Source organism: Pseudomonas sp. DR 5-09 (assembly GCF_001655595.1).
In the GTDB taxonomy this organism is placed as follows: Bacteria; Pseudomonadota; Gammaproteobacteria; order Pseudomonadales; family Pseudomonadaceae; genus Aquipseudomonas; species Aquipseudomonas pharyngis.
Genome location: NZ_CP011566.1, coordinates 5793054 through 5815738, shown reverse-complemented (window position 1 = coordinate 5815738; position 22685 = coordinate 5793054). Strand labels below are relative to the sequence as shown.

Here is a 22685-nt window from a genome sequence, read left to right as displayed (position 1 = left end):
GAACAGTGAAGTGCCAATGCTAGCGGATTAGCGCTTGTTGAGCGCGTCGTAAAGTTCGGGGCGGCGGTCGTTGAAGTAGCGGTTGGCGTTGCGCGAGTCGACCATCAACTGGCGATCCAGCTCACCGACGATCAAGGCTTCGTCCAGTCCGGCCTGAGCAATGCGGCTGCCATCCGGCGCGGCGATGCTGCTTTGCCCGCAGTAATGGATGTCGCCCTCGTGGCCGCAGTAGTTGGCGTACGCCACGTAGCACTGGTTTTCGAAAGCCCGGGAGCGCACGGAGACGTCGGCAATGAAATCGAAAGGAATCATGTTCGCTGTCGGCACCAGAATCAGTTCGGCACCTTCAAGGGCCAGGCGCCGGGCGTTTTCCGGGAACTCCAGGTCGTAGCAGACCAGGAACCCGAGCTTCCAGCCGTTGAGCTCGACGATGGGAAACTCGCCATCGCCGGGGCTGAACATCGAACGGTCCAGATCGCCGAACAGATGCGTCTTGCGGTAATTGCACAGGCGCTCGCCGTTCGAATCGATCAACTGCACAGCGTTGTAGATCTGTCCTTCGGCGGTGCGCTCAGGATAACCGTAGAGAATCGCCAGGCCGGCAGCTTTGGCGATTCGTCCAACCTGCTGCGCCCATTCGCCGTTATAGACCTCGGCCAATGTCGCGACCGCCTCCTTGCCGATGTTGTAGCCGGTCAGGAACATCTCCGGCACCACCAGCAGGTCGGCGCCTTTGGCCTCCATCGCCAGTTGATGCAAGCGCTGAAGGTTGGCGGCGGGTTCCAGTGGCAGCGGCGGACATTGGTAAAGGGCTACACGCATCGAAGATTCCTCTTACTCGGGCAGGGCGATCGGGCCGATGTCTTTGAACACATCACCCGGGCCGGGGTTCTCTTTATGTGTGGACCCGCCGAAGTGCTTCATGATTCCCCACACCGCGTTGAGCGAGGTCTGTACCGCGCCTTCGACCCAGGCCGGCGTCCACGACACGTCGTCGCCGGCGATGAAAATCCCGCGCTGCTCCGGCGGCATGTCGTCCTGCATGAAGTGCGCGTACATGCGCTGGTTGTAGCGATAGTGGCCGGGCAGGGCGCCCTTGAACGCGCCGAGGAAGTGCGGGTCGGCTTCCCAGGACACGGTGATCGGATCGCCGATGATCCGCGCGGCGATGTCGACCTTCGGGTAGATCTTCTTCAACGCATCCAGCGCCAGTTTCACGCGTTTTTCCACCGGGTGCGGGAGCATCTTGAGCGCATCGCTCATCCACGAGTACGACAGGCAGATCACGCCCGGTTTGTCGTCGCCGTTGTCGAACAGATAGGTGCCCCGGGTCAGGCGATCGGTGAGGGTCATGCTCATCAGGTCGCGACCGGTTTCCGGATCCTTGTCCTTCCAGAATGGACGGTCGACCATCACAAAAGTTTTCGACGATTGCATGTAGCGCGTACGGTCCAGCGCCATCCACATCTTTTGCGAGAACAGGCTTTCGTCGCATTCGATCTGGGTGGTCAGCAGCCAGCTCTGGCAGGTGGTGAGCACGGCGGCATATTCGCGGGTGTCGCCGTTGTTGTCGGTGACTGCGAAACGTCCGTCAGGCGCGTGGGCGATTTTCTTCACCCCGGAGCGCGGGGCGCCGTGGTGCAGCGATTTCAGGCTGGTGCCTTGCGGCCAGTGTACGCAGCGTTCCGGCGCATGACGCCAGATGCCTTGCGGCACTTGTTCCACACCGCCGACCACCAGATGCTGGTGATCGTCGCAGTTGGTCATCACCACACGGAAGATTTCCAGCATCGAGTTGGGGAAGTCCGAGTCCCAGCCGCCGGTACCAAAACCGACCTGACCGAACACTTCACGGTGATGGAACGACAGTTTGGCGAAGGCTTTCGATGTGGCAACGAAATCGTAGAACGTGCGGTCGTCCCACAGCGGTACGAGGGTGTTCCACAGTTCCTTGAGGCGTGGCACGTCGCGGTCGCGGATCGCCTGCTGGATATCGGCGAACTGCGAGCCGGCCTCCAGAGCATCGGCCCAAGCGTCAGCCACTTCCTGGAACAGCGCAGGAAGATCCTTCAGGCTCTGTGCGTAATGGGTTTTGCCTTCCAGGTCGATCACGGTGCTGCCGGAGGCCGGCGTCAGCGGGTTGGGGAAGGGCTTGGTCTCGAGTCCGAGTTTGTCGACGTAGTGATAGAACGCGGTGGAGGACACCGGGAAGCGCATGCCGCCGAGCTCGGCGACGATGCCGTCGGTACCGTTGAACGCTTGCGAACGCAGACGACCGCCAAGCTTCGAGGCCTCATACACGACGGGTTTCAAGCCGAGTTTCATCAGCTCATAAGCCGCCACCAGACCGGCGATGCCGGCACCGACGATGGCCACTTCGGCGCCGTGGTTGTGCTCGGGAATGCTGCCCAGACCGGCCGGGTGTTCGATCCAGTCGTCGAAGGCGAAAGGAAAGTCCGGGCCGAAAATGGTGACGGGTTTCTTACCGTCTGCAGGATGGCGATTGTTCTTGTTCATGGCTGACCTTGCTGGCGACCCGACGCTGGATGCGCGTCTGAGTATAGGAAAAGATGCCAGCCATTCTAGGGAGCGTAGAACACGTTAATAAGACGCAATGTGCCGTCGTTTTGAGTGTTTGAGCTGCAATATGACGATGGTGATGATCAAACTGGATGTCCGCGATCAATCTTGCTGCTTAGGATGATCGACGTCGTGGTCTTCTCCACGCCGTCTACGCTGCCGATCTGATCCAGAAGCTGATCGAGCTGCTCCGGGGAATCGGTTCGCAGCCAGGCTACGTAATCAAATTCACCACTCACCGCGCACAATTGCTGCACCTGGGCCATCGCGCTCAACCGGCGCAGCACCTCTTTGCCGGAGCGTGGCTGCACCTTGATCCCGACGTAGGCCTGCAAGCCACCGTCCACCACGCGCTGTCCCAGACGCACACCATACCCGGTGATGACCTTGGCCTTTTCCAGTCGCGCCAATCGCGAAGTCACGGTGGTGCGGGCAATCCCCAATTGCCGCGCCAGCATCGCCACGCTTTCGCGGGCGTTGATTTGCAGGGCAGCGATCAGCTGGCGGTCGATTTCATCGAGCACGGGTGGGCGGATGTCGGACAAGGGGCGTCTCCATGGGCGCGGATCTTTGGCTGCGCATGTTACAGGCTCGGCCGGCGGTAAGCTTGTGGGCGACACTCGCGCGGTTTTCCATAGAGACTGTCTTGATATCAGACGCTGGCAAATGCCTCGCGAAACCGTCGCATGTCGTCTTCCGTGCCAACGCTGACCCGAATCCAGGTCGGCCACTCTTTCCATACGCGGCCGACCTTTACCCGGCGATCGGCCAACGCCTGCACCACTTCCGTGGCAGGACGTTTCACGTCGACCATGAAGCAGTTGGCCTGCGACGCCGTGCAGCGAAAACCACGAGCGGCCAGCCAGGTGATCGTCTCGTCACGCAGCTTCGTGTTGGTGTGCTTGCGTTGTGGCAGCAACTGCGTGTCCTCGAGACTGGCTATGCCGCCCAAAAGTGACGGAGCCGCCGGCACGTTATAGTTGCCGAACACCTCCAGTTGCTCCAGCAGGGTCGGGTTGGCTATCGCGATACCCAGGCGAGCGCCCGCCATGCCATAGATTTTCGAGAAGGTTCGCAGCACCATCAGTTCGGGATGGTCCTTGACCAACGGGATGCAGGTTGGCGCATTCGAGAAGTCGATATAGGCCTCGTCCACCAACAGAATCGTTCCCTTTGGCTTGTTCGCCAGCGCGAGCAGGATATCTGCGTGGGGCGTCACCGTACCGGTCGGATTATTCGGATTGCAGACGTAGATCAGTCCCGCCTGCGGGTCGGCTGCCAGCATGCGTGGCAGATCATGGGCGTGATCAGGATTCAGCGCTATTTCGTGGACCGCGACCTGGCTGCCACGCGCCGCCTCGACAGGGTCTTCATAAGAGGGCGACGCGACGACCAGACTGCCCCGTCGAGTGAAGGCGTGAACCGCATGCTGCAAGGCCATTTTGGAGCCGCAGAAGGTCTGAACATACTCCTCCGGTATGCCTTGTTGGCGGGCAAATAGAGCGTTGAGTCGGTACTGGATCTTGTAGGGATAACGCCCGCACAGTGCAATGCCTTCCTGCATCGCCTGTCGGGCGGTGAGTGCCGGTCCCCAGGGGCTCTCGTTGAAATTGATCAGTACCTCATCGCCGGGTACCGGTGCCGGTACATCCTGACGTTGCGCCTGTCCCCAGGATGACTGCGCGAGCAGGGGGAGTGCTGCGGCGATTCCCATGAGCGAGCGGCGAGTGACATCAACCATAAAAATTCCTTTTTCGAATCATCAGATGTGCCTCGGCTTTGGGTGCCAGGACAAAAGTGTAACGAAATGGTTAGTTGTCGATTTAAACAGGCACGAGGCAAGCCCTGTTCACGCTTTCGGAAGTCGCATGTTTTGAGGGAGATGGAACGACTGCCCCCGGGCCGGAATGGCAGAAACGAAAAAGCCGCGCGAATGCGCGGCTTTTTCATGTTTGGTGGGCCCACACGGACTTGAACCGTGGACCAAAGGATTATGAGTCCTCTGCTCTAACCAACTGAGCTATAGGCCCTCAGTAGGCCGCGGATTATAGCGACGGTTTCTCGGCTGTGCTATCCGAAAAATCTGATACGGCTATACGAAGAAACGTCGCGGCGAACTCTTCTGGTGGCAGCGGCAGGCTGACGATGTAGCCCTGAATCTGTTCGCAGCCTTCGACGGCGAGGAACTGTTGCTGGGCCTGGGTTTCCACGCCTTCGGCAATTACTGTGAATTGCATGCTGCGGCCGAGAGCGATAATGGCGCGGACAATCGCCGCGTCGTGCGGGTCATCGGGCAGGCCGCGGACAAAAGACTGGTCGATCTTGAGAATGTCCAGTGGCAGCCGTTTGAGGTAACTCAGCGAGGAATAACCGGTGCCGAAGTCATCAATGGCCAGTTGCACGCCGAGGTGTTTGAGCTGGTGCAGCACTGCCAGCGCCTCTTCAGCCTGGCTCATGATGAAGTTTTCGGTAATTTCCAGTTGCAGTAATTCCGGTTGCAGGCGGTTGTCCTTGAGCAGTTGCTCGATGCGTCCCAGCAGGTTCGGTTGGCGCAGTTGTGCGCCGGCGAGGTTCACCGACAGCGGGCCGAGGGATTCATAGATCTGGCCCCACTCGAACATTTGCCGGCAGGCGGTTTCCAGCACCCAGTCGCCGATTTGCAGAATCATGCCGTTCTCTTCTGCCAGCGGAATGAAATGCTCTGGCGGCACTTCGCCGAAGTTCGGGTGGCGCCAGCGGATCAGGGCTTCGGCGCCGACCAGATTGTGATCGTCGAGGCTGATTTTCGGCTGGTAATAAAGGTACAACTCCTCGCGCTCGATGGCCCGGCGAAGTTCGTGTTCCAGTGCTACGCGTTCGCTGGCCTGGGCGGTGAGGTCGCGGGTGTAGCTTTCGACCCGGTTGCGGCCCTTGGCCTTGGAGCGGTACATCGCCGCGTCTGCGTTCTTGATCAGGGTCGCGACATCGCAGCCGTCGCGCGGGTAAAGGCTGGTGCCGATGCTGGCGCTGATGAAGAACTCATGCTCGCCGGCCTGGAACGGCGCGCCAAAGCAGTTCAGCAGTTTGGTGGCGATGTTGTCGGCATCGCCGGGTTGCTGCAGGCCGGGCAGCAGAATGATGAATTCGTCGCCCCCCAGCCGCGCGACGGTGTCGATGTCTCGCAGTTGCTCCTTGAGGCGTACGGCGATGCCCTTGAGCAGCAAATCGCCGACCGGGTGACCGAGGCTGTCGTTGATGTGTTTGAAACGGTCGAGGTCGAGGAACAACACCGCGCCCTGGCCGCCGTTTTCCTGCTGACTGTTGAGTGCCATCAACAGGCGGCTTTCGAACAGCGTGCGGTTTGGCAGGCCTGTGAGCGGGTCGTGATGGGCTTGGTAGTCGAGTTTGGCCTGGGCGTGCTTCAGGCTGGAGATATCGGCGAACACCGCGACGAAGTGGGTGATGAACTTGTCGCGGTTGCGCACGGCGCTGATGGTCAGCCAGCTCGGGTAGAGCTCACCGTTCTTGCGCCGGTTGGAGATTTCGCCCTGCCAGTGGCCTTCGTCGGTCAATTGATGCCACATCGCCGCGTAAAACGCGCTGTCGTGCAGTCCGGAGGCCAGCAGGCGCGGAGTGTGACCCAGTGCTTCGCTTTCGCTGTAACCGGTGATTTCGGTGAAGGCGCGGTTCACGGCACTGATATGTTGCTGGGTGTCGGTGATCAGCACGCCTTCGGCAGTGCTCTCGAACACGGTCGCAGCTTGCTGCAGTTTTTCCTGCATCAAGTGGCGTTCGGTGATGTCCCGGGCGATGGTCAGCATGCAGTCTTCGTCGCCGATCGGCAGTGGACGGCTGGACACCTCGCAGAGCCGGATCTGCCCGTCGCTGCGGCGGATGTGGCAGCTGAAGTCGCGAACGAACCCGTCGCGGTGCAGCAGATCGAGCATTTGCTTGCGTTCGTTGAGGTTGACCCAGATGCCCAGGTCCAGCGCCGAGCGATCCACCGACATGGCGCTGTTGAAACCGGTGATGCGACTGAAACCTTCGTTGACCTCCAGCAGCAGACCATCGCTCTGGCGCGACAGCAGCAGACCGTCCGGCGAGGCGTGGAAGGCCTTGGCGAACTTCTCTTCGGAGGTTTGCAGTTGCTGCTGGGTTTCCTTGAGCTGGGTGATGTCGCGCACCACCACGACCAGTGCCGGTGTGGTGTCGAGCTCGAAGGGTTCAGCGGAAATCAGCCCGGTGAACACCTGGCCATTGTTGCGGCGAAAGGGCATCTCCAGGTTGCGAATGCTACCGGCCTGCAGCCGCTGAAGCAGGCCGGGACCAACACCGGGAATGCCCCAGATGTTGAGTTCGGTGGCGGTCTGGCCGATGACTTCTTCGGCCTTGAGCCCGATCTGCTCCTCAAAGGCTTCGTTGACCTCCAGCAGGCAGCCGTCGGAGAGCCGTGCAATGACCAGGATGTCCGGGCATTGCTGGAATACCGACGCGAACTTCTGTTCCGACAGGCGCAGCGCCTCTTCAGTGCGTTTGGTTTCACTGATGTCGATCATCAGACCGCGCATCACCGGTTCGTGGCCGTGTTCGATCAGGCTGACGATGTCGCGCACCCACAGGCAGCGGCCGTCAGCGGTGATCACCCGGTAATCGAGGCTGTGGTCGCGTCCAGCCAAGACTTCGTGATCGCAGAAGCTCTGGGCGCGGGTCAGATCCGCCGGGTGAATGATGTTGCGCCAGAAGCCCGGAATCAGCCAGTGAGACAGCGGATAACCGAGCAGATCTTCGGCGTGGGGCGAAACATAGCTGTAGGTGAAGTCACTGATCCGCGCTTCCCAGGCGATGGCCGAAAGACTCTCCACCAGTCCGCGATAGTGGTATTCGCTACTGCGCAGTTCCTGTTCGAGGTCGATACGCCGGGCGATTTCCGAACTGAGGCGGCGGTTGATGCGGATCACCACCGCCAGCACGATGACCAGAAGCGAGAGCCCCGGTACACCGTAAACCAGCAGATCCGACCAGAATGTCCGGTGATCGAGGACGTTGCCCACCCAATGTTCCTGAATGCTGCTGATTTCCTCCGGGGACATATCGGCAAGCACCTTGTCCAGAATCCCCACCAGCATTTTGTTTTCCCGAGGAACGCCCATCGCCAGTTGGTAGCGATAAGGGGTTTCGCCGCTGACATACAAACCATCCAGTTTGAGCTGGCGCAGGCTCCAGACGCTGGAGGCCAGATCGCCGACCACGGCGTCCACTTCATCGGTGGCCAGGGCCTGCAGCGCAGAGCTGACATTGGGCATCGCCACCAGGTTCAGGTCGGGATGATGGGTGCGCAGCAGTTCGTGGGGCGCGTAGTTTTCCACTACGGCGATTTTCAGGCCGTAAAGCTCCTCGAGCTTGCGCGGTTGCGGGCCGCCGACGTGGGCGAGGATGACGATCGGAAAGTCAAGATAAGGGCGGGTGAACGACAGGTAGCTCTGGCGTTCCGGGGTGGACATGATGCCCGGCAACAGGTCGATCTTGCCGTTTTTCGCTTGTTCGAGCACTACGGTCCAGCTCACCGGCTCAATGGGCGTGAGTTTGATCGCCAGGCGTTGGCGAATCACATCGATATAGTCCGCCGCCAGGCCCTGGTAGCGATTCTGGTCGTCGCGGAACTCGAAGGGTGGCCACGATGCATCGACACCCAGGCGCAGGTCCGGGTGAGCCGCCAGCCAGCTACGTTCTTCATCGTTCAGAGTCAGCGCGTCAGCCGTTGCGGTCCAGATCATCAGTGGCAGCAAAAAAAGCACGGACGCCAGTCTGGGCATAACGGTCTCGTTATGGCTCGGGGGGAATGTTTCGAGTGTAGACGGGCTGTGCGCGGGGGAGGGCGGAGCTGAGTATTTAATCTGCCATATAAACAAAACCCCCGGCCTGGGCCGGGGGTTCTGGTATCACTCGTCGAGGAAGGAGCGCAGATGCTCGCTTCGCGTCGGGTGGCGCAGCTTGCGCAGCGCCTTGGCTTCGATCTGACGGATCCGCTCGCGGGTCACGTCAAACTGTTTGCCGACTTCTTCGAGCGTATGGTCGGTGTTCATGTCGATACCGAAACGCATGCGCAGTACCTTGGCTTCACGGGCAGTAAGGCCGGACAGCACTTCGCGGGTCGCTTCTTTCAGGCTCTCAACAGTGGCGACATCGATTGGCGACTGCATGGTCGAGTCTTCGATGAAGTCACCCAGATGGGAGTCTTCGTCATCACCGATCGGGGTTTCCATGGAGATCGGCTCTTTGGCGATCTTCAATACCTTGCGGATCTTGTCCTCAGGCATTTCCATGCGTTCACCCAGCTCTTCCGGGGTCGGTTCGCGACCCATTTCCTGCAGCATCTGGCGGGAAATGCGGTTGAGCTTGTTGATCGTCTCGATCATGTGCACCGGAATACGGATGGTGCGGGCCTGGTCGGCGATCGAGCGAGTGATCGCCTGACGGATCCACCAGGTGGCATAAGTCGAGAACTTGTAACCACGACGGTATTCGAACTTGTCCACCGCTTTCATCAGACCGATGTTGCCTTCCTGGATCAGATCGAGGAATTGCAGGCCACGGTTGGTGTACTTCTTGGCGATGGAGATCACCAGACGCAAGTTTGCTTCAACCATTTCTTTCTTCGCGCGGCGGGCTTTTGCCTCACCGATCGACATGCGACGGTTGATGTCCTTGATCTCGGCGATGGTCAAACCGGTCTCGGTTTCCAGCGCGGTCAGCTTCTGCTGGCAACGGATGATGTCCGGTTGCACGCGAGCAATGGCTTCGGCGTACTTGCTCTTGCCTTTGGCCAGGGCGTCGGACCAGCTTTCGTCGACTTCGTTGCCCGGGAACTGGCGCAGGAAGTCGGCGCGAGGCATACGTGCATCACGTACGCAGAGTTGCATGATCGCGCGCTCTTGCTGACGCAGACGATCCAGGGCACTGCGAACACGCTCGACCAGGGCTTCGAATTGCTTCGGCACCAGTTTGATCGGCATGAACAGCTCGGCCAGGGCCAACAGTTCGGCAATTGCCGCCTTGTTGTGACGACCGTGCTTTTTCAGGGCCTTGCGGGTGATTTCCATCTGGTCGGCGACAGCACCGAAGCGCTGTGCGGCAATGACCGGATCCGGACCGCTTTCGGCTTCTTCTTCGTCATCGGAAGCTTCGGCGTCGTCATCGTCGTCGGATTCTTCGGCTTTCGCCGCTTTCGCGTCGATCGGCGGCGGCACTTCGGCGGCAGGCGGCGCAATGCCGTCGTCCGGGTCGATGTAACCGCTCAGAACGTCGGACAGGCGACCGCCCTCGGTAGTGACGCGAGTGTACTCGGAGAGAATATGGTCAACCGTGCCAGGGAAGTGCGCGATGGCGCTCATCACTTCACGGATGCCTTCCTCGATGCGTTTGGCGATTTCGATTTCGCCTTCACGAGTCAGAAGCTCGACCGTACCCATTTCACGCATGTACATGCGCACCGGGTCGGTGGTGCGACCGATATCGGTCTCCACCGCCGCCAACGCAGCGGCTGCTTCTTCCGCAGCGGCCTCGTCGGTATCGGCGTCGGCCAGCATAAGGGCGTCCGCATCCGGAGCACTCTCGTGTACGGGGATCCCCATGTCGTTAATCATGCGGATGATGTCTTCCACCTGCTCCGGATCTGAAATATCCTCGGGCAGGTGGTCGTTGACCTCGGCGTAAGTCAGATACTTCTGCTCACGACCCAGTTTGATCAACTCAATAATACGAGACTGCTGTTGCGCTTTTCCGGACATAACACCCTATCCACTGAAGGTCTTGGCGGGCAAAAAACAAGCCGAGGATTATACCTGAGCTATGACCTCACGCGCCAGTTGAGGTCGGGTTTGATGCGGAAACATTGCGACTTAAAAGGTCGCGCAGTTGATTTTTCTCTTCGGCGCTCAGTTCGCTTTGACGCGCTTTCCTGAGCAGTTGTTCCAGATTTCGCTCGCGTTGGCGGGCTGACAAGCTAGTAATGGTGTCGAAAAACTGTTGTTCAAGGTTGTCTCCGTCAATCAGCCATTCCTTTTCCGCCAGCGCCTTTAGCAAGCGGCCCTGTTCGGTTCCGTGCCATCGCGCGATCAACTGAAATGAGTTTAGCTTGGGATTCTTCTGTACGGCTTCGAGCAGTGCCACCAGCAGTTGTGCGTTGGTCTGGTTCTCGTCCGCGAAGTGCCCGGCGTCCTCGACTTTCTCCGCCAGTTGCGGGTGATGCAGCAAGGTTCTCAGGGCGGCCAGGGTCGGTGGTTCGACGGCGGCCGGCACGCGCGGGGCACGGGGCTGGTCGCGATCGCCGCCACGCTTGCCATTCTTGTCCCACGGTTTCTTGTCCCATTTCTTGCCGCCGGCACCGGGTTTCTTCGGCGTCCATTCCTGCTGCGGCACATACATGTCCTGTGCCTGCGGCTGATGGTAGTCGCTGTAGTCCGGCATGGCGTCATAGTCGATGCCCGGGTCGTAGGCGGGCGGTGCTTCCTGCGGCGCGCTCTGGGCCAGCTGGCTGACGCTTTCACTGCTCAGGCCGGTGATCTCGCTCAGGCGCTGGCGCATCAGGATGCGCAGATTGGCGCCGGGGACCTTGTCGATCAGTGGTGCTGCGAGGGTGGCCATGTGGGCCTTGCCCTCCAGCGAGCGCGGGTCGGCTTCTTCGGTCAGTTGCTGGAAGAAGTAGTCCGCCAGCGGCTGTGCATGCTGATTGATCCGGGCGCGGAAGGCGTCAGTGCCCTCGGCGCGAATCAACGTATCCGGGTCTTCGCCTTCAGGCAGAAACAGAAAGCGTGCACGGCGCCCGTCCTGCAGGCAGGGCAGTGTGGCTTCCAGTGCGCGCCAGGCGGCATTGCGGCCAGCCTGGTCGCCGTCAAAGCAAAACAGTACGTTCGGCACGACGCGAAACAGGCGCTTGAGGTGTTCTTCGCTGGTGGCGGTGCCCAATGTCGCGACGGCATTGCGCAGGCCTTGCTGGGCCAGGGCGATGACGTCCATATAGCCCTCGACGACGATGATTTCGTCGAGGTTGCGATTGTTCTTGCGTGCTTCGTAGAGGCCGTAGAGTTCCTGGCCTTTATGGAACACGGGGGTTTCCGGCGAGTTCAGGTATTTCGGCTTGTCGTCACCGAGCACTCGTCCACCGAAAGCGATGATCCGTCCACGGGTGTCGCGGATCGGGAACATCACGCGATCGCGAAAGCGGTCGTAGCGTTTGCCGGTTTCGGCGTTTTCGATCAGCAGGCCGGCATCGATCATGGCTTTCTGCTGCAAGGTGTCGCTGCTCAAGTGTTTGAACAGGTTGTCCCAACCCGGTGGGGCGAATCCGAGGCCGAAGTCCCGGGCGATTTCGCCGGTCAGGCCGCGCCCCTTGAGGTAATCCACTGCCGCCTTGCGTGCCGGATGGCTCTTGAGCGCCTGTCGATAAAAGTCGGCGGCGGCGGTGAGCAGTGGATAAAGTGGCGAGTCGGTCGGCTGGCGCGGTTTGTTCGTGCGACCGCCTTCTTCCCGTGGGACTTCCATGCCGGCGGCTTTGGCGAGGTCTTCGACGGCCTGGGGGAAGTCCAGGTTATCGTGATCCATCAGAAAACCGAGGGCGTTACCGCCGGCGCCGCAGCCGAAACAGTAATAGAACTGTTTGTCGGGGCTGACGCTGAACGACGGGGTTTTCTCTTTATGGAACGGGCAGCAGGCGGTGTAGTTTTTGCCGGCCTTCTTCAATTGCACGCGCGAGCTGACCACGTCGACGATGTCGGTGCGGTTCAGAAGGTCGTCAATGAAGCTCTGGGGAATCAGCCCGGCCATGGCGTTCTCGTCTGCGCTGTAATGGATCCGATGCGAAAGGCGGCCAGACGCGGGTCAATGAGTGATGCGCGCACGTGGGGCGGCTCGACCGGTGTCGTTTGCGTAATCGCTGTCGGGAAGTGTATCTGCCGAAAATCCACTGACGTTAGTAATCATCAGTCTTCGACTATTCGAAAATGTTGCGCTGAATCCGCTGACGGCTGGTAATCGGCCTCGGATAGCTCATGAAGCGGGCACGCAAGCAGGTGCCTTGGGCTGATCGTCGAAAGAGGAATCAGTGGGTGTGCTCGTCAGTAGCCTTGAAAGGCTCGTCAGAAAAGACGTGCACCGCTGGCAAAAGAGCCAGGCCTGACGCGGTGAAGCGGGTTTGTCTCGGTCGCATCTGCGGCTTCGACGGTGAAGCATCAAGCGTTTTACGCAAATGCCATTAGCCCGGCTGAGGGCCGGGCTTGGCAGAAGCTTGCTACGATCGTCTGTGTATTAGTACAGACGAACGGCGCGGCGCTGTTCGCGCTGAACTTTCTTGGCGTGACGCTTAACAGCAGCAGCTGCCTTGCGCTTACGCTCAGAAGTTGGCTTCTCGTAAAATTCGCGGCTACGAACTTCAGCCAGTACACCGGCTTTTTCGCAGGAGCGCTTGAAACGACGCAGAGCTACGTCGAAGGGTTCGTTCTCTTTAACTTTGACGGCTGGCATCCAGAGCTACCTTCATTCATTACCGGGGTCAACATCCTCGCGGCAAAAGAGCACTTGAAGACGTCGGTTTTTAAGGGTTGCGGATGTTAACCCCTCATCGCTCGGAATGCAAAGCCTCTGATCGAAAACCGCTGGTCGGGGCATCACGCGGCGACTATTATGCGCGCCTTCGAATTCAGCCTAAACAAGGCGCAAACCCATGCTAGTACTGGGATTAGAAACTTCCTGCGACGAAACCGGCGTCGCTTTGTACGACAGTGAGCGCGGTCTGCTGGCCGACGCGCTGTTCAGCCAGATCGACCTGCACCGCGTCTATGGCGGCGTGGTGCCGGAGCTCGCCTCGCGCGATCACGTCAAGCGCATGCTGCCCCTGATTCGTCAGGTGCTGGCCGAGGCTGACTGCGTACCGACCGAGATCGACGCCATCGCCTACACCGCGGGTCCCGGCCTGGTTGGGGCGCTGCTGGTGGGGGCTTCCTGCGCCCAGGCGCTGGCGTTTGCCTGGGGCATTCCGGCGCTCGGCGTGCACCATATGGAAGGCCACCTGCTGGCGCCGATGCTGGAGCCAAAACCGCCGGAGTTCCCGTTCGTCGCTTTGTTGGTGTCCGGTGGTCATACGCAGCTGGTTCAGGTCGATGGCATCGGCCAATACAGCCTCCTCGGCGAGACGCTGGACGATGCGGCGGGCGAAGCTTTCGACAAGACTGCCAAAATGATGGGCCTGAATTATCCTGGCGGACCGGAAATCGCCAAGCTCGCAGAGAAGGGCGTCGCAGGACGTTTCACCTTCCCGCGTCCGATGTGTGATCGCCCGGGCCTGGATTTCAGCTTCAGCGGCCTGAAGACCTTCGCTCTCAACACCTGGCAGCAATGCGTCAGCGCCGGGGACGACAGCGAGCAAGCCCGTTGCGACATCGCGCTGGCGTTCCAGCAGGCCGTGGTGGAGACTTTGACCATCAAGTGCAAACGGGCCTTGAAGCAGGCCGGCATGAAGCGTCTGGTGATCGCCGGCGGCGTCAGTGCCAACAAGGCCCTGCGTGTGTCGCTGGAGAAAATGCTCGGCGACATGAAGGGCGATGTGTTTTATGCCCGTCCCGAGTTTTGCACCGATAACGGCGCGATGATCGCGTTTGCCGGCTGCCAGCGTTTGCAGGCCGGTCAGCAGGAAAGCCTGGCGATCAGCGTGCAGGCGCGCTGGCCAATGGAGCAACTGTCGGCGCTGTAATGAGCGGCGCTCACGTGCGGTATTTAAAAATGCCGTTCGCGCCCGGCGAACAGGTCGCGTAGATTGCCCCGGTGGCGCCAGACGATCAGCAGTGTCAGCGTGCTCATCGGCAACAACGCTGCCGGTTCCTGCCACGCCAGCAGTGGCAGAGTCAGGGGTGTGGCGATCAGCGCCGCCAGCGAACTGGTGCGGGTCAGATAGAACGTCAGCAGCCAGGCGCACACGGCCAACAGCGCGGCGGGTGGATAAAGGCCCAGCAACATGCCGGCCGCTGTAGCGACGCCCTTGCCGCCGCGAAAACGGAAGTACAACGGGAACAGGTGACCGATCACGGCGCAGACGCCGATCCACGCCTGATCCTGCAGCGAAAGGCCTACAGCCGAAGCGATCAGCACCGGCAGCAGGCCTTTGCACAGATCACCCAGCAGGGTCAGGATCGCGAGTTTGCGTCCGGCCAGGCGCAGCATGTTGGTGGCGCCGGCATTACCCGAGCCACTCATTCGCGGATCCGGATTTCCGGTCAGGCGGCTGAGCAAAATGGCGAAGGACAGAGAGCCGAGCAGGTAGGCGAGGATCGCCAGTAACCAAAACATGCTAACTATTCCGGGCGAGGACGCCCTGATTCTAACGGCGCATTGCGCCCTTGTCGTGCAGCGGAGAGAAGTGCTTGGACAGAGTGTTTATCGAGGGCCTGGAAGTCGACACCGTGATCGGTGCCTACGACTGGGAGCGCGGCATCCGACAGTGCCTGCGTCTTGATCTGAGCTTCGCCTGGGACAATCGGCCGGCCGCCGCCGGTGACGACCTGACCCTGGCGCTCGATTACGCCAGTGTGTCCACGCGGATCCAGGCCTTTGCCGAGCAATCCCAGTATCAACTGGTCGAGACTTTCGCCGAACGTCTGGTTGAAGTGCTGATGAGTGAATTCAAGATCACCTGGGTGCGCCTGAAGCTGACCAAGCCAGGTGCCGTACCGGCCGCCAAGGGTGGCGTGGGTGTGGAGATCGAGCGCGGATGTCGCTGACCCAGGTCTATCTCGGGCTCGGTAGCAATATCGAGCGCGAAACCCATTTGCAGGCCGGTCTGGATGCCTTGTCCACGTTTCTGGTGGATATCCGCTGTTCGCCTGTGTTCGAAAGCCAGCCGGTGGGGATCAAGAGCGGGCCGTTCTTCAACTTCGTGGTGTCGGCTTTTACGGATCTGCCGTTGATCGAACTGGATCGCCGCTTGAAATTCATTGAAGCGGACAATGGCCGTTATGCGCCGGATCGCAAGGGCTTGCCGCTGGATATCGACGTGCTGCTGTACGGCGATCTGGCGGGCAACTTCGATGGACTGGTCCTGCCTCGGGCTGAAATCCTGAAAAATGCCTTTGTGCTGTGGCCGCTGTCTTTGATTGCGCCGGATCGGGTGCATCCTGGTGTGGGAAAAAGCTTTGCGACATTGTGGGCCGAGGCTCAGATCGATCAGGTGCTTGTACCGGTCGGATTTGAGTGGCGCGGTGCTCAGCTCACGCCTTTGGGCATGCGTTGAACTGCCTGATCCGTCCTCACGAGGGCGGATCACCTGATATCAAGAAGCTGCCGACTCCTTGTAAGCCTTCAACGCCTTGAGCCGTTCGCGCTTGAGTGCCTCGCCCAGTTCCGGGCCCTTGAATCCCTTCTCCAGCAACGGCTGTACCGCCACGCTGCGCGCCACATTGGCCGCACCGCGCAGGTAATCGGCCTGTGGATAACTGCGCTGCTCAAGCCCTTTGCGGCCTCGGGCGTCCATCTCGCACGCGGCGATAAATTCTTCGAAACGCTGTGGTCGACGGTAAATGTCAAAGCTTTGCAGCAACTCAAGCAAAGTCGACGCTTTCAACTCCAGGGCGCGATGCCCGTGGGTGTGATATTGGCCGACCAGCAAGGCCAACTCCTGACAGTCCTTCGGTGCCTTGAAGCGTTCGTTGACCGCTTTGATCAATATCAGGCCTTTGTGCTCATGGGCGATATGTCGTGGCCATTCCGCCTCTGGCGTCAGGCCTTTGCCGAGGTCGTGCAGCAGGCAGGCCCAGCGCACGGTCAGCGGTTGCTTGTGCAGGCCCGATTGCTCGAGCACGCTCAGGGTGTGAATGCCGCTGTCGATCTCCGGGTGATGGGCTTCCGGCTGTGGTACGCCGAACAAGGCGTCGACTTCTGGCATCAGCACCTTCAAGGCGCCGCAATCGCGCAGTACCTGAATGAATACCTGGGGCTGATCTTCCATCAGTGCGCGGGAAATCTCTTTCCAGCTGCGTTCGGCGGTAAGAGCTTCCAGTTCGCCCGATTCGCTGAGCTGACGCATCAGCTCCAGGGTCTCGGGCGCCACCTTGAAACCGAGCTCCGCGTAGCGGGCAGCAAAGCGCGCAACACGCAGAACCCTGAGTGGATCTTCGGCAAACGCCGGGGAAATATGACGCAGAATCCGTTCTTCGAGATCGCGCTGGCCATGATAGGGATCCGTCAGGTTTTGCTGATCGTCTTCGGCCATGGCGTTGATCGTAAGGTCACGGCGGATCAGGTCTTCTTCAAGCGTGACCTCCGGGCTGGCGTGAAAGGTGAAGCCACCATAACCGCGACCGCTCTTGCGCTCGGTGCGGGCAAGGGCGTACTCCTCGCCGCTTTTCGGGTGAAGAAACACCGGGAAATCCGCGCCGACCGGGCGAAATCCCTTGGCAAGCATTTCTTCCGTGGTCGCGCCGACCACCACCCAATCGATATCGGTGACCGGTTTGCCCAGCAGGCGATCACGTACCGCACCGCCGACCTTGTAAATCTGCATAAAAAACCTCCGTTGGCCCGACAGGATAACCCTTGCGCCGGACTTTCGGAGGCCTGAACGGGATCAAAGATGAATGACGGCCAGGTCGAGTCGACCGTAGTCCCCCTCGCTGTGCTCGCTGCGGGGCGGAACATGATGGGTCTTCATGATCTGGTCGCCCTGCAGGGTCTCCAGGTGAATGTCGAAGCCCCACAGTCGGTGCAGGTGTTTGAGGACCTCTTCGGTGGAATCGCCCAGCGGTTTGCGGTCGTGTTGCTGGTGGCGCAGGGTCAGCGAGCGGTCGCCGCGGCGATCGATGCTGTAGATCTGCACGTTCGGCTCGCGGTTACCCAGGTTGTATTGCGCGGCGAGCGTTTCGCGAATGATCCGGTAACCACCCTCGTCATGGATCGCCGGTACCAGCAGATCGTCCTTCTGGTCGTCATCGAGGATGCTGAACAGCTTCAGGTCGCGGATCACCTTCGGGGACAGGTACTGCAGGATGAAACTCTCATCCTTGAAGCTGCTCATGGCGAACTTGATGGTCGATAACCAATCGCTGCCGGCGATGTCCGGGAACCAGCGACGGTCTTCTTCCGTAGGTTCTTCGCACATGCGCCGAATGTCTCGATACATCGCAAAGCCCAGGGCATAGGGGTTGATGCCGTTGTAATACGGGCTGTCGAACCCCGGCTGGAACACCACGCTGGTGTGGGACGTCAGGAACTCCATCATGAAGCCGTCCGTCACCAGGCCTTCGTCGTACAGGTCGTTCATCAGCGTGTAGTGCCAGAACGTCGCCCAGCCTTCGTTCATCACCTGGGTCTGGCGCTGTGGATAGAAATACTGGGCGATCTTGCGCACGATCCGCACGATCTCGCGCTGCCAGGGTTCCAGCAGCGGGGCGTGTTTCTCGATGAAATACAGAATGTTTTCCTGCGGTTCGGCCGGGAAGCGTGCGTTGTCCTTGTCGCTATATTTGTCCGCGCCTTTGGGGATGGTGCGCCACAGGTCGTTGATCTGTTTCTGCAAGTGCTCCTCGCGATCCTTCTGCCGGCGCCGCTCTTCCTCGGCGGAAATCGGATACGGACGCTTGTAGCGGTCGACGCCGTAGTTCATCAGGGCATGGCAGGAGTCGAGCAGATCCTCCACGGCATCGATGCCGTGGCGCTCTTCGCACTGCATGATGTACTGCTTGGCGAACACCAGGTAATCGATGATCGAACTGGCGTCGGTCCAGGTGCGGAACAGATAGTTGCCCTTGAAGAAGCTGTTGTGGCCGTAGCAGGCATGCGCAACCACCAGCGCCTGCATGCAGATGGTGTTTTCTTCCATCAGGTAGGCGATGCACGGGTCCGAGTTGATCACGATCTCGTACGCCAGCCCCATTTGTCCGCGACTGTAGGATTTTTCGGTGCTGAGGAAGTGCTTGCCGTAGGACCAATGGTGATAGCCCAGCGGCATGCCGACCGACGCATAGGCGTCCATCATCTGTTCGGCGGTGATCACTTCGATCTGGTTGGGATAGGTATCCAGGGCATAGCGGGCCGCGATACGGGCGATTTCACGGTCGTACGTCTGGATCAGCTCGAATGTCCATTCCGAGCCGGTGGAAATGGGTTGGCGCTTCTGCTCTTTGGCGGTCATGTCACTAACCTGCGCTGGAAGAGTTCACGGAAGACCGGATAGATATCCCCGGCCGAGACCAGTTGTTGCTGGGCAAAAGTGTCGGAAAAGGCTTCGGCGATGCGCTCGTACTCGTACCACAAGGCCTGATGTTCGCGCGGGGTGATCTCCACGTAAGTGTAGTACTGCACGAATGGCATGATCTGGTTGATCAGGATGTCGCGGCAGATCGGCGAGTCGTCGTTCCAGTTGTCGCCGTCGGAAGCCTGGGCGGCGTAAATGTTCCACTCGTTGCTCGGGTAGCGCTCGGCCATGATCTCCTGCATCAGCTTGAGTGCACTGGAAACGATGGTGCCGCCGGTCTCGCGGGAATAGAAAAACTCTTCTTCGTCCACTTCCCGGGCGCTGGTGTGGTGGCGGATGAACACCACGTCGATCTTGTCGTAGTTCCGCTTGAGGAACAGGTACAACAGGATGAAGAAGCGCTTGGCGATGTCCTTGGTCGCCTGGGTCATGGAGCCGGAAACGTCCATCAGGCAGAACATCACGGCTTTGGAGCTGGGATTGGGTTGCTTGACCAGCAGGTTGTATTTCAAATCGAAGGTATCGAGAAAAGGCACGCGATGGATACGCGCACTGAGTCGCTCGATTTCTGCTTCAAGATCCTGGATATCGCCGAAGTTGTCCGGCTCTTCCCGTTTCAGCCGAGCCAACTCCTCTTTGGCTTCCCGCAATTTGGCGCGGCTGCTGCCCGACAACGCAATGCGCCGTGCATGAGCCGAACGCAGGGTACGGATGATGTTGATCCGCGACGGGTTGCCCTCGTTGCTGATCCCCGCACGTACCGTCTTGAAGGTGTCGGTGCCGGTCAGGTTGCGCTTGACCAGGTTGGGCAGTTCGAGGTCCTCGAACATGAATTCGAGGAATTCTTCCTGGGTGATCTGGAAGACGAACTCGTCCATGCCTTCGCCGGAGTTGCCGGCCTTGCCTGGCCCACGGCCACCTCCGCCTCCCGGCGGACGGGCAATATGTTCGCCGGCGGTGAACTCCTTGTTGCCGGGATGGACCACGGTCTGCTTGCCGCCGCGACCATGGTGAAGCACCGGCTCGTCGATATCGCGACCGGGAATGCTGATCTGCTCACCGTGCTCCATATCGGTAATGGAACGCCGGCTGACCGCCTCTTCGACAGCCTTCTTGATGTGGTCACGGTAACGCCGCAGGAAGCGCTGACGGTTCACCGTGCTCTTGTTCTTGCCATTGAGACGTCGGTCGATCACATAGCTCATAGGAGGCCCTCCGGGCAGCTTCAAGTAGTGAGCTGCGAGCCGCAAGTGCAGGCATATGCCCTGGCATCAGGCTCATGCGCTTTTTACTTGCAGCTCGAAGCTTGTAGCTTGCAGCTGCTTTACTGCGATTTCCGGACCCGCAGATACCACTCGGAGAGCAGTCGTACCTGTTTGTCGGTGTAGCCGCGTTCGACCATTCGTGTAACGAAGTCGTTATGTTTCTGTTGATCCTCTTTGCTGGCCTTGGCATTGAAGCTGATGACTGGCAGCAGGTCCTCGGTGTTCGAGAACATTTTCTTCTCGATGACCACCCGCAGTTTTTCGTAGCTGAGCCAGGTCGGGTTCTTGCCGTTGTTGTTGGCCCTGGCGCGCAACACGAAGTTGACGATCTCGTTGCGGAAATCCTTCGGATTGCTGATGCCGGCCGGTTTTTCGATCTTTTCCAGCTCCTCGTTGAGGGCGACGCGGTTGAGGATCTCGCCGGTTTCCGGATCGCGGTATTCCTGATCCTGAATCCAGAAGTCCGCATACAGCACGTAGCGGTCGAAGATGTTCTGGCCGTACTCGCTGTAAGACTCGAGGTAGGCGGTCTGGATCTCCTTGCCGATGAATTCGATATAACGCGGTGCCAGGTACTCTTTCAGGTAGCGCAGATAGCGTTCGCGGGTTTCTGCCTGGAACTGTTCCTGTTCGATCTGCTGCTCCAGCACATAGAGCAGGTGCACCGGGTTGGCGGCGATTTCGTGCGGGTCGAAGTTGAAGACCTTGGACAGGATCTTGAACGCGAACCGGGTCGACAGACCGTTCATGCCCTCGTCGACGCCCGCTGCATCGCGGTACTCCTGGATCGACTTGGCCTTCGGATCGGTGTCCTTGAGGTTTTCGCCGTCATACACGCGCATCTTGGAGTAGATGTTGGAGTTTTCCGGCTCTTTCAGGCGTGACAGCACGGTGAACTGCGCCAGCATCTTCAGGGTGTCCGGCGCGCAATGGGCCTTGGACAGGGAGCTGTTGAACAGCAGCTTGTCGTAGATCTTCACTTCGTCACTGACCCGCAGGCAGTACGGCACCTTGACGATGTAGATCCGGTCGATGAAGGCTTCGTTGTTCTTGTTGTTGCGGAAGGTGTGCCATTCCGACTCGTTGGAGTGAGCCAGCAAAATCCCGGTGAAAGGAATCGCTCCCAGGCCTTCGGTACTGTTGTAGTTGCCTTCTTGGGTGGCGGTCAGCAACGGATGCAGCACCTTGATCGGTGCCTTGAACATCTCGACGAATTCCATCAGGCCCTGGTTGGCCCGGCACAGCGCACCTGAGTAGCTGTAGGCGTCGGCGTCGTTCTGCGGAAACTCTTCGAGTTTGCGGATATCGACCTTGCCCACCAGTGCGGAGATGTCCTGGTTGTTTTCGTCACCCGGTTCGGTCTTGGCCACGGCGATCTGGTTGAGGATCGACGGGTACAACTTGACCACGCGGAACTGGCTGATGTCGCCGCCGAATTCGGCCAGGCGCTTGGTGGCCCATGGCGACATGATGGTGTTCAGGTAGCGCCGTGGAATGCCGAAGTCTTCCTCGAGGATCGCGCCATCTTCGGTGGCGTTGAACAGGCCCAGAGGCGATTCGAATACCGGCGAGCCCTTGATGGCATAGAAGGGCACTTTTTCCATCAGTTGTTTCAGCTTCTCGGCCAGGGACGATTTACCACCGCCGACGGGGCCGAGCAGGTAAAGGATCTGTTTCTTCTCTTCCAGGCCCTGGGCCGCATGCCGGAAATACGACACGATCTGGTCGATGCATTCTTCCATCCCGTGGAAGTCTTCAAAGGCCGGATAGCGGCGGATCACCTTGTTGGAAAAGATTCGTGACAGCCTCGAGTTGGTCGAGGTGTCGAGCAGTTCCGGTTCGCCGATGGCCATTAACAGACGCTCGGCGGCGGAAACGTAGGCACTGCGATCCTTTTTGCACAGTTCCAGGTACTCCTGCAGGGAGAATTCTTCCTGGCGTGTGGACTCGAAGCGTTGTTGGAAGTGGCTAAAGATACTCATGACGTCACCTCGCTCGATACGTGGAGCCGACGCCGGATCACTCAGTCGATGCTGGCAAGCAGCCGCTGTGGCAGCTGATTGTTTACCCCCCAGAACACTTTCGCGGTCGACAACCTTGAAAGTCACTCCCGATGACCCGTGCGCCGGTGTACCGGCTCTCCCCTGTTTTGGATGGCCTGGGCTTAAGGATAGTTGGGAATTCGGGAGGTAAAGGCGAGATACGTAATTAGTTGTGGCAAGACCGTTCGTCTGCCGGCGCAGGCCCACGGGAGCCGGGGCCTGCGCGTTACAAAAAAATTATTCGGAGGTGCCTTGCGCGGTTTCCGAAGGAAAAGTCGTACGCCACAGTTCGAAGCCGCCGTCCATGCTGTAGACGTCGGAGAAGCCCTGGCTCACCAGGTACGCCGCAGCACCCTGGCTCGAGTTGCCGTGATAGCAGACCACGACGGTCGGAGCATCGAGGTCGGCGCCCTGGATGAACGCATGCAGGGAATGATTATCCAGATGCTTCGAGCCGCTGATGTGCAGGGCGGCGAAGGTCGCCGGGTCGCGAACGTCGACCACGACTGCACCTTGCTCGCGCAGGGCCTGGGCCTGCTCCGGGGGAATACGTTTGAATTCGCTCATGGCGGGTTCCTGTTGCTC

The 22685-nt window shown here is 59.7% G+C and carries 17 protein-coding genes and 1 tRNA gene; 3 read left to right on the top strand and 15 right to left on the bottom strand.

Annotated features, from left to right (window positions below):
• Nucleotides 1-27: 27 nt before the first annotated feature.
• The 9 genes from PDR5_RS26235 to rpsU form a co-directional block, all read right to left on the bottom strand.
• Complete coding sequence (locus PDR5_RS26235; RefSeq protein WP_064599863.1) at nucleotides 28-822, bottom strand: carbon-nitrogen hydrolase family protein; 795 nt, start codon at nucleotides 820-822, stop codon at nucleotides 28-30.
• A gap of 12 nt (nucleotides 823-834) precedes the next feature.
• Nucleotides 835-2517, bottom strand: a complete 1683-nt coding sequence (locus PDR5_RS26230) for a flavin monoamine oxidase family protein (protein ID WP_064599862.1) — start codon at nucleotides 2515-2517, stop codon at nucleotides 835-837.
• A 146-nt stretch (nucleotides 2518-2663) separates the two neighbouring features.
• Complete coding sequence (locus tag PDR5_RS26225; RefSeq protein WP_064599860.1) at nucleotides 2664-3125, bottom strand: Lrp/AsnC family transcriptional regulator; 462 nt, start codon at nucleotides 3123-3125, stop codon at nucleotides 2664-2666.
• A gap of 107 nt (nucleotides 3126-3232) precedes the next feature.
• Nucleotides 3233-4321 carry a pyoverdine biosynthesis transaminase PtaA gene (gene ptaA, locus PDR5_RS26220; protein WP_064599858.1) on the bottom strand — a complete coding sequence of 363 codons (1089 nt, stop codon included), beginning with the start codon at nucleotides 4319-4321 and terminating at the stop codon, nucleotides 3233-3235.
• Nucleotides 4322-4533: 212 nt separating this feature from the next.
• Nucleotides 4534-4610, bottom strand: a tRNA-Ile gene (locus tag PDR5_RS26215).
• 15 nt (nucleotides 4611-4625) lie between these two features.
• The gene (locus PDR5_RS26210) at nucleotides 4626-8372 is read right to left on the bottom strand and encodes a bifunctional diguanylate cyclase/phosphodiesterase (protein ID WP_064599855.1); all 3747 of its coding nucleotides are present in this window, start codon (nucleotides 8370-8372) and stop codon (nucleotides 4626-4628) included.
• A 126-nt stretch (nucleotides 8373-8498) separates the two neighbouring features.
• The gene (gene rpoD, locus PDR5_RS26205; RefSeq protein ID WP_039768067.1) at nucleotides 8499-10346 is read right to left on the bottom strand and encodes an RNA polymerase sigma factor RpoD; all 1848 of its coding nucleotides are present in this window, start codon (nucleotides 10344-10346) and stop codon (nucleotides 8499-8501) included.
• Between the two features lie 67 nt (nucleotides 10347-10413).
• Nucleotides 10414-12381, bottom strand: a complete 1968-nt coding sequence (gene dnaG / locus PDR5_RS26200) for a DNA primase (RefSeq protein ID WP_064599853.1) — start codon at nucleotides 12379-12381, stop codon at nucleotides 10414-10416.
• A 480-nt stretch (nucleotides 12382-12861) separates the two neighbouring features.
• Nucleotides 12862-13077, bottom strand: coding sequence for a 30S ribosomal protein S21 (gene rpsU / locus PDR5_RS29530; protein WP_002551877.1), 216 nt, complete (start codon nucleotides 13075-13077; stop codon nucleotides 12862-12864).
• Between the two features lie 199 nt (nucleotides 13078-13276).
• Here rpsU and tsaD point away from each other — a divergent pair, with 199 nt between their 5' ends.
• Nucleotides 13277-14302 carry a tRNA (adenosine(37)-N6)-threonylcarbamoyltransferase complex transferase subunit TsaD gene (gene tsaD / locus PDR5_RS26190; protein WP_039768071.1) on the top strand — a complete coding sequence of 342 codons (1026 nt, stop codon included), beginning with the start codon at nucleotides 13277-13279 and terminating at the stop codon, nucleotides 14300-14302.
• Between the two features lie 23 nt (nucleotides 14303-14325).
• Here the strand turns inward: tsaD and plsY are convergent, their stop codons facing one another.
• Nucleotides 14326-14895: a glycerol-3-phosphate 1-O-acyltransferase PlsY gene (gene plsY / locus PDR5_RS26185; RefSeq protein ID WP_064599851.1), complete on the bottom strand. Its 570-nt coding sequence runs from the start codon at nucleotides 14893-14895 to the stop codon at nucleotides 14326-14328.
• Nucleotides 14896-14969: 74 nt separating this feature from the next.
• On the opposite strand from plsY, the gene folB reads away from it, so the two are divergent.
• A complete protein-coding gene (gene folB, locus PDR5_RS26180) occupies nucleotides 14970-15326 on the top strand; it encodes a dihydroneopterin aldolase (protein WP_064599849.1) in 357 nt (118 codons plus the stop codon).
• On the top strand, nucleotides 15317-15835 hold the full coding sequence (gene folK / locus PDR5_RS26175; RefSeq protein ID WP_064599847.1) for a 2-amino-4-hydroxy-6-hydroxymethyldihydropteridine diphosphokinase: 519 nt from the start codon (nucleotides 15317-15319) through the stop codon (nucleotides 15833-15835). The genes folB and folK overlap by 10 nt, the downstream gene beginning before the upstream one ends.
• A 39-nt stretch (nucleotides 15836-15874) precedes the next feature.
• Here folK and PDR5_RS26170 read toward each other — a convergent pair whose 3' ends face one another.
• The 5 genes from PDR5_RS26170 to glpE form a co-directional block, all read right to left on the bottom strand.
• Complete coding sequence (locus PDR5_RS26170; RefSeq protein ID WP_064599845.1) at nucleotides 15875-17104, bottom strand: multifunctional CCA addition/repair protein; 1230 nt, start codon at nucleotides 17102-17104, stop codon at nucleotides 15875-15877.
• A gap of 63 nt (nucleotides 17105-17167) precedes the next feature.
• Nucleotides 17168-18730, bottom strand: a complete 1563-nt coding sequence (locus PDR5_RS26165) for a SpoVR family protein (protein WP_064599843.1) — start codon at nucleotides 18728-18730, stop codon at nucleotides 17168-17170.
• On the bottom strand, nucleotides 18727-19998 hold the full coding sequence (locus tag PDR5_RS26160) for a YeaH/YhbH family protein (RefSeq protein ID WP_064599841.1): 1272 nt from the start codon (nucleotides 19996-19998) through the stop codon (nucleotides 18727-18729). Before PDR5_RS26160 ends, PDR5_RS26165 begins: the two co-directional genes overlap by 4 nt.
• Before the next feature lie 119 nt (nucleotides 19999-20117).
• The gene (locus tag PDR5_RS26155) at nucleotides 20118-22040 is read right to left on the bottom strand and encodes a PrkA family serine protein kinase (protein ID WP_064599839.1); all 1923 of its coding nucleotides are present in this window, start codon (nucleotides 22038-22040) and stop codon (nucleotides 20118-20120) included.
• Nucleotides 22041-22337: 297 nt separating this feature from the next.
• Nucleotides 22338-22667, bottom strand: a complete 330-nt coding sequence (gene glpE / locus PDR5_RS26150; protein WP_007959911.1) for a thiosulfate sulfurtransferase GlpE — start codon at nucleotides 22665-22667, stop codon at nucleotides 22338-22340.
• Between the last annotated feature and the right edge of the window lie 18 nt (nucleotides 22668-22685).